This window comes from Micromonospora sp. NPDC093243, from assembly GCF_044753725.1.
Classification (GTDB): Bacteria; Actinomycetota; Actinomycetes; order Mycobacteriales; family Micromonosporaceae; genus Micromonospora.
Genome location: NZ_JBIVNT010000003.1, coordinates 73,072 through 88,173 on the forward strand (window position 1 = coordinate 73,072; position 15,102 = coordinate 88,173).

General features: G+C 72.6%; 16 protein-coding genes and 1 tRNA gene. 9 read left to right on the forward strand and 8 right to left on the reverse strand.

The annotated features are described in order from the left end of the window. Positions 1 to 31 precede the first annotated feature (31 nt). Both mdlC and ACIP9D_RS09990 read right to left on the reverse strand, forming a co-directional pair. On the reverse strand, positions 32 to 1,627 hold the full coding sequence (gene mdlC / locus ACIP9D_RS09985; RefSeq protein ID WP_350868955.1) for a benzoylformate decarboxylase: 1,596 nt from the start codon (positions 1,625 to 1,627) through the stop codon (positions 32 to 34). A gap of 153 nt (positions 1,628 to 1,780) precedes the next feature. Next, positions 1,781 to 2,584, reverse strand: coding sequence for an S-methyl-5'-thioadenosine phosphorylase (locus ACIP9D_RS09990; RefSeq protein WP_350868957.1), 804 nt, complete (start codon positions 2,582 to 2,584; stop codon positions 1,781 to 1,783). Positions 2,585 to 2,745: 161 nt separating this feature from the next. Here ACIP9D_RS09990 and ACIP9D_RS09995 point away from each other — a divergent pair, with 161 nt between their 5' ends. The 3 genes from ACIP9D_RS09995 (at position 2,746) to ACIP9D_RS10005 (ending at position 4,326) form a co-directional block, all read left to right on the forward strand. Continuing rightward, on the forward strand, positions 2,746 to 3,336 hold the full coding sequence (locus tag ACIP9D_RS09995; protein ID WP_350868959.1) for a YqgE/AlgH family protein: 591 nt from the start codon (positions 2,746 to 2,748) through the stop codon (positions 3,334 to 3,336). Positions 3,337 to 3,457: 121 nt separating this feature from the next. Then, positions 3,458 to 3,530 (forward strand) — tRNA-Ala (locus ACIP9D_RS10000). A 178-nt stretch (positions 3,531 to 3,708) separates the two neighbouring features. Next, a complete protein-coding gene (locus ACIP9D_RS10005; RefSeq protein WP_350868961.1) occupies positions 3,709 to 4,326 on the forward strand; it encodes a TMEM175 family protein in 618 nt (205 codons plus the stop codon). Between the two features lie 28 nt (positions 4,327 to 4,354). Here the strand turns inward: ACIP9D_RS10005 and ACIP9D_RS10010 are convergent, their stop codons facing one another. The 4 genes from ACIP9D_RS10010 to ACIP9D_RS10025 form a co-directional block, all read right to left on the reverse strand. Further along, the gene (locus ACIP9D_RS10010; protein WP_350868963.1) at positions 4,355 to 5,041 is read right to left on the reverse strand and encodes a TMEM175 family protein; all 687 of its coding nucleotides are present in this window, start codon (positions 5,039 to 5,041) and stop codon (positions 4,355 to 4,357) included. 16 nt (positions 5,042 to 5,057) lie between these two features. Then, a complete protein-coding gene (locus ACIP9D_RS10015; protein WP_350868965.1) occupies positions 5,058 to 5,933 on the reverse strand; it encodes an alpha/beta hydrolase in 876 nt (291 codons plus the stop codon). A gap of 126 nt (positions 5,934 to 6,059) precedes the next feature. After that, positions 6,060 to 6,854: an MBL fold metallo-hydrolase gene (locus ACIP9D_RS10020; protein ID WP_350868967.1), complete on the reverse strand. Its 795-nt coding sequence runs from the start codon at positions 6,852 to 6,854 to the stop codon at positions 6,060 to 6,062. 4 nt (positions 6,855 to 6,858) lie between these two features. Next, entirely contained in the window at positions 6,859 to 7,653 is a 795-nt protein-coding gene (locus ACIP9D_RS10025; protein ID WP_350868969.1) for an alpha/beta hydrolase, read from the reverse strand. A 675-nt stretch (positions 7,654 to 8,328) separates the two neighbouring features. On the opposite strand from ACIP9D_RS10025, the gene ACIP9D_RS10030 reads away from it, so the two are divergent. Then, a complete protein-coding gene (locus ACIP9D_RS10030; RefSeq protein ID WP_350868971.1) occupies positions 8,329 to 8,919 on the forward strand; it encodes a hypothetical protein in 591 nt (196 codons plus the stop codon). 162 nt (positions 8,920 to 9,081) lie between these two features. Here the strand turns inward: ACIP9D_RS10030 and ACIP9D_RS10035 are convergent, their stop codons facing one another. Beyond that, a complete protein-coding gene (locus ACIP9D_RS10035; protein WP_091591861.1) occupies positions 9,082 to 9,204 on the reverse strand; it encodes a 50S ribosomal protein L36 in 123 nt (40 codons plus the stop codon). 197 nt (positions 9,205 to 9,401) lie between these two features. Between ACIP9D_RS10035 and ACIP9D_RS10040 the strand changes: the two genes are divergently transcribed. Then, positions 9,402 to 10,322, forward strand: coding sequence for a lytic polysaccharide monooxygenase (locus ACIP9D_RS10040; RefSeq protein ID WP_350868973.1), 921 nt, complete (start codon positions 9,402 to 9,404; stop codon positions 10,320 to 10,322). Between the two features lie 20 nt (positions 10,323 to 10,342). Here the strand turns inward: ACIP9D_RS10040 and mgrA are convergent, their stop codons facing one another. After that, positions 10,343 to 11,338 carry an L-glyceraldehyde 3-phosphate reductase gene (mgrA, locus tag ACIP9D_RS10045; protein WP_350868975.1) on the reverse strand — a complete coding sequence of 332 codons (996 nt, stop codon included), beginning with the start codon at positions 11,336 to 11,338 and terminating at the stop codon, positions 10,343 to 10,345. A gap of 108 nt (positions 11,339 to 11,446) precedes the next feature. On the opposite strand from mgrA, the gene ACIP9D_RS10050 reads away from it, so the two are divergent. The 4 genes from ACIP9D_RS10050 to ACIP9D_RS10065 all read left to right on the forward strand — a co-directional run bounded on the left by ACIP9D_RS10050 (position 11,447) and on the right by ACIP9D_RS10065 (position 15,078). Beyond that, on the forward strand, positions 11,447 to 11,944 hold the full coding sequence (locus ACIP9D_RS10050; protein WP_350868977.1) for a hemerythrin domain-containing protein: 498 nt from the start codon (positions 11,447 to 11,449) through the stop codon (positions 11,942 to 11,944). A 55-nt stretch (positions 11,945 to 11,999) separates the two neighbouring features. Then, the gene (locus ACIP9D_RS10055; RefSeq protein ID WP_350868979.1) at positions 12,000 to 13,247 is read left to right on the forward strand and encodes a histidine kinase; all 1,248 of its coding nucleotides are present in this window, start codon (positions 12,000 to 12,002) and stop codon (positions 13,245 to 13,247) included. Beyond that, entirely contained in the window at positions 13,244 to 13,894 is a 651-nt protein-coding gene (locus tag ACIP9D_RS10060; RefSeq protein ID WP_350868980.1) for a response regulator transcription factor, read from the forward strand. The genes ACIP9D_RS10055 and ACIP9D_RS10060 overlap by 4 nt, the downstream gene beginning before the upstream one ends. Positions 13,895 to 14,004: 110 nt before the next feature. Then, complete coding sequence (locus ACIP9D_RS10065) at positions 14,005 to 15,078, forward strand: hypothetical protein (RefSeq protein WP_350868981.1); 1,074 nt, start codon at positions 14,005 to 14,007, stop codon at positions 15,076 to 15,078. Positions 15,079 to 15,102 lie beyond the last annotated feature (24 nt).

Genomic DNA, 15,102 nt, shown 5'->3' on the forward strand with positions numbered 1-15,102 from the left:
GTCGGCGGCCGCAACGGCGGGCAGGCCAGGATCAGAGGATCCGGGGCGGGTCGGTGGTGATCGGGACCGGCAGCACGGTCGGCCCGTCCGCCCGCAGGCCGGCGGTGAGCGCCGCGCCGAGCTGGTCGGGAGTCTCCACCACCTCGGTGGCGCAGCCGTACCCGTGTGCGACCGAGGTGATGTCCAGGCCGGGCAGGTCCAGACCGGGCACTCCGGGCGTCTCCTTGAGTTCGGCGAACGCCTTGAGGATCGCGTACTGCTGGTTGACCGGCACCACGACGACCAGCGGCAGCCGCAGCCGGGCCGCGGTCCACAGTGCCTGCACCGAGTAGTGGAACGAGCCGTCGCCGATCACCGCGACCACCGGCCGGCCCCGACCGGTGTCCCGCTCCGCCAGGGCCACCCCGACCGCCGCCGGCAGGCCGTACCCGAGACCGCCGCTGGCCATGGTGAAGTACGACGCCGGCCGGGTGATCCGCAGCTGGCGCCGCAGCGCCGGCAGGTTCGACGGGGTCTCCGTGACCAGCACCCCGTCCGCCGGCCAGTGTCGGGCCAGCGCGGCGAAGAGCGCCTCCGGGCTCAGCGGCGTGGTGACCTCGGGTGGCGCGGGGTCGGGTCGCGCGTCCGGCGGGGTCCGGTCCGTCGCCGGCAGCAGGTCGGCCAGCGCGGCCAGGCCCAGCGCGGGGTCGGTGAGCAGGGTGTCCCCGACCGGCGCGCGCGCCGCCTCGTCCGGGTCGTCGGTGACGTGCAGCAGCCGGGCACCGTCGGGCAGGTAGTCGCCCGGCACGTACGGGTAGTAACGGAAGACCGGCGCGCCGACCACCAGCACGGTGTCGTGCCCGCGCAGTGTGTCGGCGAGCGGGCCGATCGCGTACGGCAGCACCCCGCGGAAGTGCGGATGGTCCTCGGGAAAGCCGGTCCGCTCCGGCGCGGGGGCCGACCACACCGGGGCGGCCAGCCGCTCGGCCAGCGCGATCGCGCCGGGCCAACCGCCGGCCCGGTCGACCGCCGCGCCGAACACCAGCGCCGGGGCGCGGCTGGCGGCCAGCACGTCGGCGAAGCGGCGCAGCTGTTCGGGGTCGGGCGCGTAGCGGGTCGCCAGCGAGCGCGGCGGCGGGGGCGGATCGGCGGGCTGCGCCCAGTCGTCCAGCGGGAGCGAGAGGAAGACCGGCCCGGTCGGTGGCTGCACCGCGGTCGCGTACGCCCGCAGCAGCGCGCCGGGGATGTCCTGCGCCCGGACCGGCTCGTAGGCCCATTTCACGTAGGGCTGGGTCAGCTCGGCCGCCCGGCGGTTGGTCAGCCGGGGTTCGAGCAGCAGCATCTCCCGGGTCTGCTGACCGGCGGTCACGATCAGCGGGGTCTTGTTGTGCCAGGCCGTCACCAGGTTGCCCATGCCGTTGCCGGCGCCCGGAGCTGTGTGCAGGTTGACGTGCGCGGGGCGGCCGGTGGCCTGGGCGTACCCGTCGGCGATGCCCACCGCGGACGCCTCCTGCAGCGCGAGCACGTAGTGGAAGTCGGCCGGGAAGTCCTGCAGGAAGGGCTCCTCGGTGGAGCCCGGGTTGCCGAAGACGGTGGTCATGCCGAGGCTGCGGAGCAGGTCGTACGTCGTCTCCCGGACCGTTGCCATCGCCACCCGCCTCCGTGTCGCCGCGCGTGCTCGGCTCGCCGGAGACAGTTCGGCGCACCCCGACCCGTCCGAATCTATCGGGACAAGCCGGGCGGTTCGGGCGTTTCGCCGCTCCCGGCCACCGCTCGGGAACGGCCTGGTCGCCGGCGGCGGTCAGGGCAGCGAGAAGGGCAACGTGATGCCGTCCAGCGCCCGGCCGCACGCGCAGTCCCGTTCGGCCGGAAGCGCGGCGATCGCGTCCAGCAGCACCCCGCGCAGCCGGTCGGTGTTCTCGCCGAAGAACCGGAACACCTCCCCCTGGGTCACCGTCTCGCCGACTGCCAACCCGGCGTCGAGGTCGGTGACGAGCGCGATGGCCGAGTAGCAGAGCGCCAACTCCCGGGCGAGCACCGCCTCCGGGTGACCGGTCATGTTCACGACCGTGCCACCGATCGAGGCGTACCAGCGGGACTCGGCGCGGGTGGAGAAGCGCGGACCCTCGACCACCACGACCGTGCCGCCGTCGACCGCCGCGACGTCCCGGCCGGCCGCGGCGGCCAGCAGCGTGTGCCGGCCCCGAGGGCAGTACGGGTCGGCGAAGGGAACGTGCACCGCGCCCCTGTCGTAGTAGGTCTGCGGCCGGCCACTGGTGCGGTCGACGAGCTGATCCGGCACCACGAAGGTGCCCGGGCCGAGGTCGGGGCGGAGCCCGCCGACCGCGCACGGGGCGAGCACCTGGCGTACCCCGAGCGAGCGCAGGGCCCAGAGGTTGGCCCGGTACGGGATCAGGTGCGGCGGGTACCGGTGATCGCGGCCGTGCCGGGGCAGGAAGGCCACTCGTCGGCCGCTCACCTCGGCGATGGTCACCACGTCCGACGGTGGTCCGTACGGGGTCTGCACCTGGTGCTCGGTCGCGTCGTCGAGCAGCGCGTAGAGACCGGAGCCGCCGATCACCGCGAGTTCGGCCGTAGGACCCATCAACACTCCCTCTTCGCCGCCCGATCACCCGCCGGTCAGACCTTAGCCACGGCCCGTGGCGCAAGCTATGGTGCCAGGCATGGCGTTGACAGCGCGGATGCCGGCCGGCCCGCAGGACAGCGAGTCCCGCGTTTGCGGCGCGCGGCTGACGGGTGTGTGACATGCAGGGAGAGGGCCAGGCGATCGGCGGGCGGGCGATGGAGTCGATGACCGGGCGGCTGGTGGTCGCGACTCCGGCGCTGAAGGACCCGAACTTCGACCGTACGGTCGTGCTGCTGGTGGCCCACGAGCCCGGCGGCGCGCTCGGCGTGGTGCTCAACCGGGCGACGGAGGTGCCGGTGGCCGACGTCCTCGGCGACTGGAGTGACCTGGCCCGCCACCCGGCGGTGCTCTTCGAGGGCGGCCCGGTCCAGCCCGACTCGGCCATCTGCCTGGCCCGGATGCGCCAGCCGGTGAAGCGGGTCAAGGGGTTCCACCAGGTCTCCGGCGCGGTCGGCACGATCGACCTCTCGGTCGACCCGGAGCGGCTGCGGGAGAACGTCGGCGGCATCCGGGTCTTCGCGGGTTACTCCGGCTGGGGCGCGGGGCAGCTGGAGCAGGAGATCGAGGACGGCTCCTGGTTCGTGCTCGACGCGCTGCCCGGCGACGCCTTCGTCGACCGGCCGGACGATCTCTGGCCGATGGTGCTCCGCCGCCAGGGCGGGATGATGGCCGCGGTGGCCCACTTCCCGCCGGACGTGGCGCTCAACTGACCCGGCCGTCGCGCTCCGCCCCGCCGGCCCGCGGGTCGCCCCGCCGGGGACCCCGCGAGATGACCACGCCGGCGGCCGTGTGTATAGTTTCCCAGTGCCCGGGCGACCGGGACGACAGCAAGGGGCCGTGGCGCAGCTGGTAGCGCACCACACTGGCAGTGTGGGGGTCAGGGGTTCGAGTCCCCTCGGCTCCACCCTTCGCGACCAGGGCGTTCGTCAGACATGACGGACGCCCTTCGTCGTTTCGGGCGTCCGGAGCAGCCAACCCGGGAGCCGAGCTACCGACCGGGGCGGCGTGGCGGCGGCCGCGCCCGGCGGCAGGTGGCGGGGTGAATGCCCACGGCAGGTCCGGGTGTGCGGTAGAACCGGGTAGTGAGCCGAACTCGGCTGGAGGTATTCAGTGATGCGGTCTTCGCGGTCGCGATCACGCTTCTCGCGCTGAACCTGGCGGTGGCCGGCCCGGGTCATGGCCCACTCCTGCGTCAGGTCGGTGACCACTGGCCCGCGTTCGTCGCCTACCTGATCAGTTTCGCCACGATCGGACTCATCTGGCTCAACCATCACGCCCTCATCGGGAACCTGGCCGTCGTCGACCGGACCCTGGCCCTGCTCAACCTCGTCCTGCTGCTGTTCGTCGTCCTCATCCCGGTAGACACGGCGACGGTGGCCGAGTACCTCGCGCTGGGCGGGCAGGACGCCCGGGTGGCGGTGATTCTCTATGCGACTGCCTTCCTGGGGATGGGGCTCAGCTTCGCCGGGATCTTCGAATGGACCTTGCGGCCGGGGCGGCTCCAGCAACCGGTGCCGGAGCGGGCCCGTTGGAAGGCGCGGCTGCGATTCGGGACAGCGTCGATCATGTATCTGGCCGCGATCGCCGTCGCCTTCTTCAGCCCGCCGGTGGCACTGGCCATCATCGGCGTCGTCCCCGTCTACTACATCTTCGAACGCAACCTGGCGGTCGGCTCTCCCGCAGACGTGCCGCAGCAATAGCGAGACCCGCCCGCAGCAACCGTGCGCCCTACCGGTCTCGGCGCCCCGCCGTCTCGCCTCGAATCGGCAGCCAGTAGTACGGGACGAAGGCCGCGATCACCGCCACCCCGAGCAGCGGCACCAACCCGCCGAGCACGGTCCCGGCCCCGATCCAGAACAGGGCCAGCCGGAAGCGCCGGGTGATCGACCGCACGCTGGCGTCGTCGACAGCGCCGAGGAGCGAGGGTACGTGCCGGACGTGCCGCCAGATGATGTTGAACATGATCGGGGCCACCTCCAGCACGAGGCCGTAGAACACCACCGCGCTGCGTTGCCCGCCGCCGCTGTGGAAGGCGTCGGAGAGGACCGACGCGGCGAACGGCAGGAAGGCGATGTCCATCAGCAGCAACGTGTTGACCAGCAGCACCAGCCGATCGACCGACCGTATCTGGTCGAACATCACGTGATGGTTGACCCAGATCTGACCGATCAGCAGAAAGGTGATCACGTACGCGAGGTAGGACGGCCAGAGTTCCGTCAGGGAACGCAGCAGGTGCCGGAAGTCCTCCGGCGGGCGGATCTCCAGGACGAGCAGCGTCACCGCGATCGCGAAGACGGCATCGCTGAACGCGACGACCCGGTCGGGCTTGCGCACTCCACCGAACGCCGCCGGCGTGTGGTCACCGCCCTCGTACGAGGGTGAGGCTCCCCGGAACCGCAACCACCGCCGGGCCACGGCTAGGGCACCAGCGCTACTTCAGGAACTCGAGCAGTTGGCGGGTGGTCTCCTCGGGTGCCTCCTCGGGTATGAAGTGCCCGACCGGGAGCGGGCCGCCGCGGACGTCGTCAGCCCAGCCCCGCCAGATCGCGAGCGGATCCTCGTAGAGCTTCGCGACCGAACCCTGCTCGCCCCAGAGGAACAGCACCGGGCAGGCGATCTTCCGGTTGCCCCGGTCCGCCTCGTCCCGCTGGTAGTCGAGCGTCGCGGCGGCGCGGTACTCCTCGCAGATCGCGTGGACGGTGTCGGGATCACGGAACGTCCGGACGTACTCGGCGCGTACCTCGGGTGGGAAGGCGTCCTTCACCACCGGCCAGCTGTCGAGCATGTAGTCGACGAGGACGGCCGGCGCCGCGCCGATGAACTGCTCCGGCACCGGTTCCGGTGCGGCCAGGAACGACCAGACCCAGTAACCGAGGCTGAACTTCATCTCCGCCCGCGAGTAGGCGTCGCCGGTAGGGATGACATCCATGACGGCCAGCCGGGTGACCGCGTCCGGCTCGTCCAACGCGAGCCGGTAGGCGCAGCGCGCGCCGCGGTCGTGCCCGACCAGCCGGAACCGGTCGTAGCCCAGCTCCCGCATGACCTCGACCTGATCGTGGGCGGTCGCACGCATGCTGTACGGCTCGTGGTCGGCGGTGCTCGGTGGCTTGCCGCTGTCGCCGTAGCCGCGAAGGTCCGTGGCGATGACGGTGTAGTGCTCGGCGAGCGAGGGCGCCACCCGATGCCACATGAGGTGGGTCTCCGGAATGCCGTGCAGGAGGAGTACGGGCGGGCCGCTTCCGCCGCGACGTCCGTGGATCACCGCACCCGAGGTCGGGATGTCGAATTCTTCAAATCCGTCAAACACGGCCAAGATCCCTCGGTTGTCGACAGACCAAAGAGCGCCTGGACCGACCGTAACAGCGCGACGATCAATGGATTCGGGCTTCCAGCCGATTGGCCCACGCCGCCGGCGTCCTTCCCTGGTAGCCGGTCAGCCGGTGTCGGGCAGCGTCACCCGGGTGCCGATGGGCAGCCAGCGCAGCGCCGAACGGACGTCGGCAGGCGCCGCCGCGAAGGCCCGCTCGACGACCTCCCGGCCCTCGCGGAAGTGCCCCCAGCCCTCGTAGTGCACCGGCAGCACCGTCCTCGGGCGGAGCAGCCGGCACAGCTCGACCGCCTCGGGGGCGTTCATCGTGTACCGGACCGGCCCGGTGATGCCGAACCGGACCGCGCCGAGATGCAGCACCGCGGTGGCGACGCTCATCCGCTCGGCGACCTGGCGTACGCCGTCGTGGAGCACCGTGTCGCCGGAGATCCAGAGGGCGCCGTCCGCCCGGTCGGGCCGGTGCAGCGCGAAGCCGGTGACCTCCCCGGTGATCGCCCGGCTCAGCGGCGGGCCGTGCCGGGCCGGCGTCGCGGTGACCACGATCCGCTGGTCGCCGGACCCGACCGTGGCGGTCTGCCAGGCGGCGAGCCCGACGGCGTTGCCGCCGAGCCGACCCGCCGCCGACGGGGTGGTCAGCACGACGCCGGCGGCCGGCAGCAGCGCCCGGCCGGCGGCGTCGAGGTTGTCGCCGTGCTGGTCGTGGGTGAGCAGCACGGCGTCGATCGGCGGCAGGTCGGCTGCGGTCAGCGCCGGCCCGGTCGTCTTGCGGGAGGCCGAACCCCAGCCGAAGCTGTACCTCCGGCCGGGCGGGTCGAAGGTGGGATCGGTGAGCAGCCGCAGCCCGGCGACCTCGATCAGCGTGGTCGGGCCGCCGATGTGGGTGAACCGGACGTCGGCCACGCCGCTACCGGGCGTTCTGGACGGCCCAGGCGAGCACCTCGTCGGCGATCTGTTCCCAGCCGGGCTGGGCGGTGAGCAGGTGGGCGTAGCCCGGGTACTCCTTGACCTCTGTCAGGGTGTTCGACTTGTAGTGCTTGGCGTTGGAGCGCTGCACGCTGGGTGGCATGAGGTGGTCCTCGCCGCCGGAGACGAAGAGCAGCGGAGCCCGGTTGTCGTTGTGGTAGTCGACCCAGACGTCCTGGTGGCCGGGCTGGACGTTGGCGAGCAGGCTGCCCCAGAGGATCGAGGCGGAGGCCGGGATGTGGTAGCGCTCGTAGAGGGCGTGCGACTCCTGCTCGCTGAAGGTGTTGGTGAAGGCGTAGTGCCACTCGTCGTGCGTGAAGCCGATCGCCTTGTGCCGGTTGGCCGGGTTGCGCAGCACCGGAAACGTCGACTTCAGCTGCGACGGAGGCGCCACCTTGACGCCCTCGGTGGGCGCCGAGTTCAGCGCCACCCCGGCGGCGCCGAAGCCGTGGTCGAGCAGGAGCTGGGTGAACGCTCCGCCGGCGGAGTGCCCGATCAGGATGGGCGCGGTGGGCAGGTCGCGGATCACCGACTCCAGGTGCGCGATGATCTCCGGTACGGTCACCTTCTCGATCGGGGTCGGGTCGGCGTTGAGCGCCTCGACCTCGACCTCGTAGCCGGGATACGCGGGCGTGAGCACCCGGTAGCCCTGCCGCTCGTAGTGCGCCTTCCAGTACTCCCAGCTGCGTGGTGTCACCCAGAAGCCGTGGATCAGGACGATGGTGTCCGGTTTCATCGATCGTTCCTCCGAAGCGGGAGTCGCGGAAGGCGAAGCGGCGCGTCGCCGAGCCGTACCTGTGAGTGTGGGCGATTCCGCGCGGTGGCCCAAGGAGGACGACCAACCTCGCGCCGCTGATCCACCCGAGCGACGCACCTTTGATCCACTCGGGCGGTGGGATGTCCGAATGTCCTCGCCGTCCGCATCTCGCGACATCCGACGAACGCGTCGATCGTCCGATTCATGGCCGAGCCGGTCCGCCCGTGTCGGCCGGTTCGCGCCGGATGGGCGGTTCGGGATGTGACCGGGGGCATCGGGGGGCCGGAATGATGGGTGGCCGGGCGTCGTTGAATATCCGCGACGGCCGAGGTAGCAGCCCCGTCAGCCGGTCGGCGGCGCGGGCCCGGCCCCCCGGAATGATGGCGGGCTGTCGGTCGTTACATCTGGTCCCGGCCGGTGGCCCGGCCCCCCGGAATGATGGCGGGCCCCCGGTCGTTACATCTGGACCCGGCACCGTGAGGCCCCCCGCCTCGCACGCCGGATGGCCGATGAGTCGCCCTGCTGGTGTGGCCCGGCCGGAAGACTTTTCCCCTTTGGTTCATGAGCGCCCTGTCGAGGTGCTTTACATCCGCGCGTGAAACGCCGGCCCCCGTCGGTGGTGTGGGTGTCTACCCCCGAATTGGAGCTTTCCTGATGAACACGATCATGCGTAAGAGTGTTATCGGTCTTGCTGGTCTGGCTTTCGCCGGTGGTGTGATCGGTGGTCCGATCGCGGCGCACAACGCGCAGCCGGTCGACGGCAAGCCTGTTGCGGTGTTGCAGGTCGACAAGCCGGGTGTGGACACCGGCAAGCTGATCCCGCACGGTGTGCAGGGCGAGCAGTCGCACATCGACCTGAACGACGAGCAGGTCGCGAATGTGAAGGCGATCATCGCGGCGACGAAGAAGTCGGGTCTGGACGAGCGGGCCGCGGTCATCTCGATCGCCACCAGCCTGCAGGAGTCGAAGCTGGAGAACCTGGGCCACCTCGGCGACATGAACGACCATGACTCGCTGGGTCTGTTCCAGCAGCGCCCGTCCTCGGGTTGGGGTACGCCGGAGCAGATCACGGATCCTGAGTACTCGACGATGGCGTTCCAGAAGGGTCTGAAGCAGGTCGACGGGTGGCAGGACATGCCGCTGACCGAGGCCGCGCAGACGGTGCAGGTGTCGGCTTACCCGGACGCCTACGCCCAGTGGGAGCAGCAGGCCGCTGACCTGGTCGCCCAGTACTGGAACAGCTGACACAGCACGATCTGAACCGCTGGCCGGCACCCGGAGACGGGTGCCGGCCAGCGGCGTCTTCGCGTGTCGGGGCCGACCGAGCGCCGAGGCACTGGCCGGCCCTGGAACAGAGTTCGGCGCCGTCGCAACCGCGACGGCGCCGAATGTATGTGACGTCAGATGTCAGCCCTGGCGGCTCTTCCACTGCGGGTTGGCGCGGTTCACCACGACGACCCGGCCGCGGCGGCGGACCACCACCGAACCCGGCTTCTGCTTCAGCGACCGCAGGGAGCTGCGTACCTTCATCTCTGACCCTCCTCGGGTCTGGGGGCCTTGTTCGGTTCCATGGATTCAAACGCCAGGGCCTCGGCCGCGATTCCCCTGGTCCCTCGGGGTGGGGGGCCGTTCCGGTGCTACCCGGTGACGGGTGACCGGACGGCCGGCCTCGGGGTGGATCGAACGATTCGGTGCTCCCGCCCGTACCACTGCGGGAGGTCGACGTCATGCCCGTGTCCCGAATGCTCGCCGCCGTGCTGGTCGCCGCGGCGACCGTACCGTTCAACGCCGTGCCCGCCGCCGCGCACGGTGCGCCGACCAACCCGATCAGCCGGGCCGCGGCCTGCGGTCCGGAGGGCCGGCACGCGGCGGAGGCGGCCTGCCGTGCGGCGGTCGCGGCCGGCGCGGCGGTACGGGAGTGGGACAACGTCCGGGTGGCCGCGGTCGACGGCCGGGACCGGGAGCGGATCCCGGACGGGGAGCTGTGCAGCGGCGGTCTGTCGGCGTACCGGGGGTTGGACCTGGCCCGCACCGACTGGCCGGCGACCGAGCTGACCCCCGGTGCCCGCTTCGGCTTCCGCTACCGGACCACCATCCCGCACCGGGGCACGTTCCGGCTCTACGTCACCCGGCCCGGCTACGACCCGCGCACCCGGCTGACCTGGGACGACCTGGATGCGCGCCCGTTTCTGACGGTGACCGATCCGCCGGTACGGGCGGGCGCCTACCAGCTGGCGGGGCGGCTTCCGACCGGGCGCAGCGGCCGGCACCTGATCTACACCATCTGGCAGAACTCGAACACGCCGGACACCTACTACTCGTGCTCCGACGTGGTCTTCCGCCCGGCGGCGACCGGCGCCGGGGCCAAGCCCACCCGAGCTGCCCGGCCGGCCGGCTCGCCGGCCGCCGCGGGTACCGCCCCGACGGCCACCGAAGACCCGGTGGCGGCGGTGGCCGCCGAGCCGGGCGTCCCGGTCGCGTCGGTGACCGATCTCGGCGGGCGCTGGCCGGTGCTGGCCGGCGCGGCAGTCGTGATCATCCTCGTCCTGCTGGTGGCCGGCCGGCGGCTGCGCCGGGCCGGTGGGCCGCCGCCCGGCCGGCGGTCCGAGGTACGCAACCACCGGGCCGGGCAGCGCCGGATCTGGTGAGGCTCAGCAGCCGGTCGATCTCAGCCGAGCAGCCGGTCGATCTCGGCCAGTTCCTCGGCGGTGAAGTCGAGGCTGTCCAGCGCGGCGATGTTGGTCTCCAACTGCGGCACGCTGCTCGCCCCGATGATCAGGCTGGTCATCCGCGGGTCGCGCAGCGCCCAGGCGAGCGCGAGCTGGGCCAGCGACTGGCCGCGCTGCCCAGCGATCGCGGCGAGCCCGCGGATGGTCGCCATCCGCTCCTCGCTGAGGTCGCTCTCGTTGAGGAAGACGCTGGTCCGCACCCGGGAGTCGGCCGGGATGCCGCCCAGGTAGCGGTCGGTCAGCAGTCCCTGCGCCAGCGGGCTGTACGCGATGCAGCCGGTACCGACCTGCTCCAGGGTGTCCAGCAGGCCGTCGGTCTCCGTCCACCGGTTGAACATCGAGTAGGCCGGCTGGTTGATCAGCAGCGGGGTGCCCAGCTCACGCAGGATCGCGGCGGCTCGCGCGGTCTGCTCGGAGTTGTAGTTGGAGACGCCGACGTAGAGCGCCTTGCCGGAGCGGACGATGGCGTCCAGCGCGCCCATCGTCTCCTCCAGGGGGGTGTCCGGGTCGAACCGGTGGGAGTAGAAGATGTCGACGTACTCCAGGCCCATCCGGTGCAGCGACTGGTCCAGCGAGGAGATCAGGTTCTTGCGCGAGCCCCACTCGCCGTACGGGCCGGGCCACATCAGGTAGCCGGCCTTGCTGGAGATGACCAGCTCGTCCCGGTAGGGCTTCAGGTCGCTGGCGAGCAGCCGGCCGAAGTTCTCCTCGGCGGCACCGGGCGGCGGGCCGTAGTTGTTGGCCAGGTCGAAGTGGGTGACCCCGAGGTCGAACGCGCGGCGGACGATGTCCCGCTGCCGCTCGAAGGGGCGGTCCGGGCCGAAGTTGTGCCACAGGCCGAGGGAGATGGCGGGCAGCCGCAGGCCACTGCGCCCGCTGCGCCGGTAGGTCATGGTGTCGTAGCGGTCGTCCGCGGCGAGGTAGGTCATGATCATGAGCCTAGTCGCCCCGGTCGGGTGGCCCGAGGTGCCGGCTGGCGTGACCAAGTCCGCCGGTGGGCAGTTGACCCTGACGCCGAATACCCGAGCGGGGGACTGACCACGATGGACGACATCACCGCGATGATCATGGACGACCATGCCGCGTTCCGGCGTGGCTTCGCCCGACTGGACGACGCGCAGGACGAGCAGGAGCTGCTGGCGATCTGGGAGGCGCTCGCCCTGCACCTGGACATCCACGCCGAGGCCGAGGAGAGCATCCTCTACCCGCACCTGGTGCGTCACGGCGACGACGGCGAGGCCGAGACCGCCGACGCGGTCGGGGACCACAACAAGATCCGCGACGCGATCGCCGAGGCCAAGCTGCACCCGGTCGGCTCCGACGAGTGGTGGGCGGCCGTCTGGCGGGCCCGCCGGGAGAACAGCGAGCACCTCGCCGAGGAGGAGGACGAGGCGTTGCCGGACTTCCGCCGGCACGCCGGGGCCGAGCTGCGAGCCGAGCTGGGCCATCGCTGGCTGACCTTCTACGGCGAGCACAAGAACGGTCGTGACCTGGCCTTCCAGGACAAGGATCCGCAGCGGTACGTGCGCGAGCACCGCTGAGATATCCCCGGCACGGGGGAGTCGGTCGCGGGCGTGCCGGCGGCAGAATGAGCCGGTGAACCCCCGAGCGGCAGTGGCTCCGCTGGTCGCCGCCAGCACCTGGCGGCGCGGCGTCTTCCTGCTGCTGGGCGGCGTGCTCGTGCTGCCGTACGTGCTGCTGGCGGTGGCCTTCTGGCAGCTCTTCACCGGCCCGGCGGTGCCCCGGCTGCTGTCGGTCGGCCTGCTCGTGGTGGCCGTGCTGATCGCGGTCGTACCGCTGCTGCTGGACGGCAGCCGGGCGTTGGAGATCGCCGCCGCCCGGGCGCTGCTCGGCGTCGAGCTGCCCGATCCGGCCCCCGGGCACCGCAGCGACCGGGAGACCCGGCTGCGCGCCGCGCTCTGGATCGCCACCCACCTGACGGTCGGTGGGCTGCTGATGCTCGCGCTGCTCAGCGCGGTGCCGATGGCGTTGGCGTTCATCGCCCAGCAGTTCGGCGTCGGCACCGAGCTGACCAGCGAGGCGCGGTTCGGTCCGCTGGACGGGCAGGACACCGGCTGGTTGACGCTGACCGGGGTGCTGCTGCTGGCCGGCCTCGGGTACGCCGTCGCGGGGCTCGGCGCGCTGGCCGCGTCGATGGCGCCGGTGCTGCTCGGGCCGGCGCCGGCCGAGCGGATCGCCGCGCTCGAGGCCCGGGCGACCCGGTTGGCCGAGCGCAACCGGCTGGCCCGGGAGCTGCACGACTCCGTCGGCCACGCGCTCACGGTGGCCACCCTGCAGGCCGGGGCGGCCCGGGCGGTGCTGGACAGCGACCCGGAGTTCGTCCGCCGGGCGCTGGCCGCGATCGAGGAGACCGGCCGGACCGCGATGGACGAACTCGACGAGGTCCTCGGGCTGCTCCGCGAATCCGACGGCGCCTCGGGTGCCGCGACGCCGCAGCGCAGCCTCGCCGACCTGGACCGGCTGGTCGCCGACACCCGCGCCGCCGGCCTGCCCGTGCGGGCGCGTCGGGTCGGTGACCTGGCCGTCCTGCCCGCGGTGGTCTCCCGGGAGGGCTACCGGATCGTCCAGGAGGCGCTGACCAACGCCGCCCGGCACGGCCGGGGGCCCGTGACGCTCCGGCTCGACGCCGGGCCGGACGAGCTTGAGCTGGAACTGGTCAACGAACTGGTCCCGGGCCAGCGCCGGCCCGATCCGGGGCGGGGCGGCCGGGGCCTGGACGGAGTGCGGGAGCGGGTGCTGCTGCTCGGTGGCCAGCTGAGCGCGGGGGCGGAGGGCGACCGGTGGCGGATCCGGGTACGGCTGCCCTACCGGGGGCCGCGGTGACGATCGGCGTACTGGTCGTCGACGACGACGAGCTGGTCCGGGTCGGGCTGCGGGCGATCATCGACGCCCAGCCCGACCTGCGGGTGCTCGCGGAGGCCGCGGACGGCGCCGAGGTGCTGCCGTTGGTCGCCCGGCACCGCCCGGCGGTGGTGCTGATGGACGTGCGGATGCCCGGGATCGACGGGATCCAGGCCACCCGGCGGCTGCTGGCCGCGTCCGCCGACCCGCCCCGGGTGCTGGTGGTCACCACCTTCGCCAACGACGAGTACGTCTACGACGCGCTGCGCGCCGGGGCGAGCGGCTTCCTGCTGAAGCGGGCCAGGCCGGCCGAGGTGGTCGAGGCGGTACGGGTGGTCGCCGCGGGCGAGTCGCTGCTCTTCCCGGCGGCGATCCGCCGGCTGGTCGGGGCGTACGGGGGTCGGGGCGGCGACCGGCTGCGGACGGCCCGGCTGACCGAGCGGGAGGCCGAGGTGCTCCGGCTGATGACGGCCGGGCTCTCCAACCCGGAGATCGCCGCGCAGCTGGTGGTCGGGGTGGAGACGGTCAAGACGCACGTCGGCAACGTGCTGGCCAAGCTGGGGGTACGCGACCGCACGCAGGCGGTGATCGCCGCGTACGAGTCGGGCTTCGTCACCCCGGCCGGCTGACCTCGGCATCCGCCCGGCGCGTCGCCGATGCCGACGGCTCCCCTCGGCGGGGGAGCGGGTTCCCCGGCTCACGGGAGGGTTTCCGGGGCGCGCCGGCCGAGGCTGAGAGCATGACGATCACCGATGCGCCACCTCGCCCGGCCATCCGCTGGCCCGACCGACTCGCCCCGCTGGCCGCCGGCTGGCTCGGCCTCTGGGGCGTCCTCGCCCTCGTCGCCGCGCTCACCGGCGCCGGCTATCCGTTCGGCGCGAACGACCCGGACAGCGACCTCAACCTGCTGCGGCTGATCCCGGTCGGGCTGGGCGCGCCGCTCTTCGCCGGGTTGCTGCTCACCGCGGCGGTCGCCGCGCTGGCGATGAGCCGCCCGGCGGTCCGCCCGTCCCGCCCGCTGCGGACGCTGCTCGCCGGCTACACCGGGGCGGTCGCGCTCGTCCTCGCCGTGGTCGTGCCGGACGCCCAGGTGCTGACCATGCTCGGCTACGCGCCGATGCTGATCCTCGGTGCACCGTTCGGCTGGCCGCCGGTCGACTACGCCGAGATCTTCACCTGGCCGCTCCTCGCCCGGTTCGCCGCCGTGCTCGGCGGGCTGCTGCTGGCCGGCGCGGTGCTGGTCTGGCTGCGCCGTACCGCCGACGCCTGCCTGGCCTGCGGACGAGGCGACGCCGAGCGGGCCTGGGCCACCCCGGCCGCCGCCGCCCGCTGGGGTCGGTGGGCCGCCGGCATCGCCGCTGCCATCCCCTTCGCGTACGCGCTGACCCGGTTCGCCTGGGCCGTCGGCATCCCGCTCGGCATCTCCCGGGACTTCCTCACCGAGATGCAGGAGACCGGCCTGGTCTGGGCCGGTCTCGGGCTGGGCGCCTTCGCCACCGTCGGCGCGCTGCTCACCCTCGGGTTGGTCCAGCGCTGGGGCGAGCGGTTCCCGCGCTGGATGGTGGGGCTGGCCGGGCGTCCGGTGCCGGTGCGCCTGGCGGTCATCCCGGCCAGCGTGGTCGCGGTGGCGGTCGCCGCGGCAACCGTGGGGCTGGTCGGCAACCCGGAGTTCTGGGAGATGGCCGGCGAGGGATTCACCGCGGCCAGCGCCCCGATGCTGCTCTGGCCGGTCTGGCCGGTGGCCCTCGGCGCGGCCACCTACGCGTACCACCTGCGTCGGCGCGGTGGCTGCACGCGTTGTGGCCGGGGCTGAGGGTGGGAGCGGGGGTGCCCCTCA

Coding starts and splice junctions, on each gene's coding strand:
- ACIP9D_RS09990 (WP_350868957.1), bottom strand. CDS start 2,584: ATGGGTCCTACGGCCGAACTCGCGGTGATCGGCGGCTCCGGTCTCTAC.
- ACIP9D_RS10065 (WP_350868981.1), top strand. CDS start 14,005: ATGACGATCACCGATGCGCCACCTCGCCCGGCCATCCGCTGGCCCGAC.
- ACIP9D_RS10040 (WP_350868973.1), top strand. CDS start 9,402: ATGCCCGTGTCCCGAATGCTCGCCGCCGTGCTGGTCGCCGCGGCGACC.
- ACIP9D_RS10030 (WP_350868971.1), top strand. CDS start 8,329: ATGAACACGATCATGCGTAAGAGTGTTATCGGTCTTGCTGGTCTGGCT.
- mdlC (WP_350868955.1), bottom strand. CDS start 1,627: ATGGCAACGGTCCGGGAGACGACGTACGACCTGCTCCGCAGCCTCGGC.
- ACIP9D_RS10035 (WP_091591861.1), bottom strand. CDS start 9,204: ATGAAGGTACGCAGCTCCCTGCGGTCGCTGAAGCAGAAGCCGGGTTCG.
- ACIP9D_RS10050 (WP_350868977.1), top strand. CDS start 11,447: ATGGACGACATCACCGCGATGATCATGGACGACCATGCCGCGTTCCGG.
- mgrA (WP_350868975.1), bottom strand. CDS start 11,338: ATGATCATGACCTACCTCGCCGCGGACGACCGCTACGACACCATGACC.
- ACIP9D_RS10025 (WP_350868969.1), bottom strand. CDS start 7,653: ATGAAACCGGACACCATCGTCCTGATCCACGGCTTCTGGGTGACACCA.
- ACIP9D_RS09995 (WP_350868959.1), top strand. CDS start 2,746: ATGCAGGGAGAGGGCCAGGCGATCGGCGGGCGGGCGATGGAGTCGATG.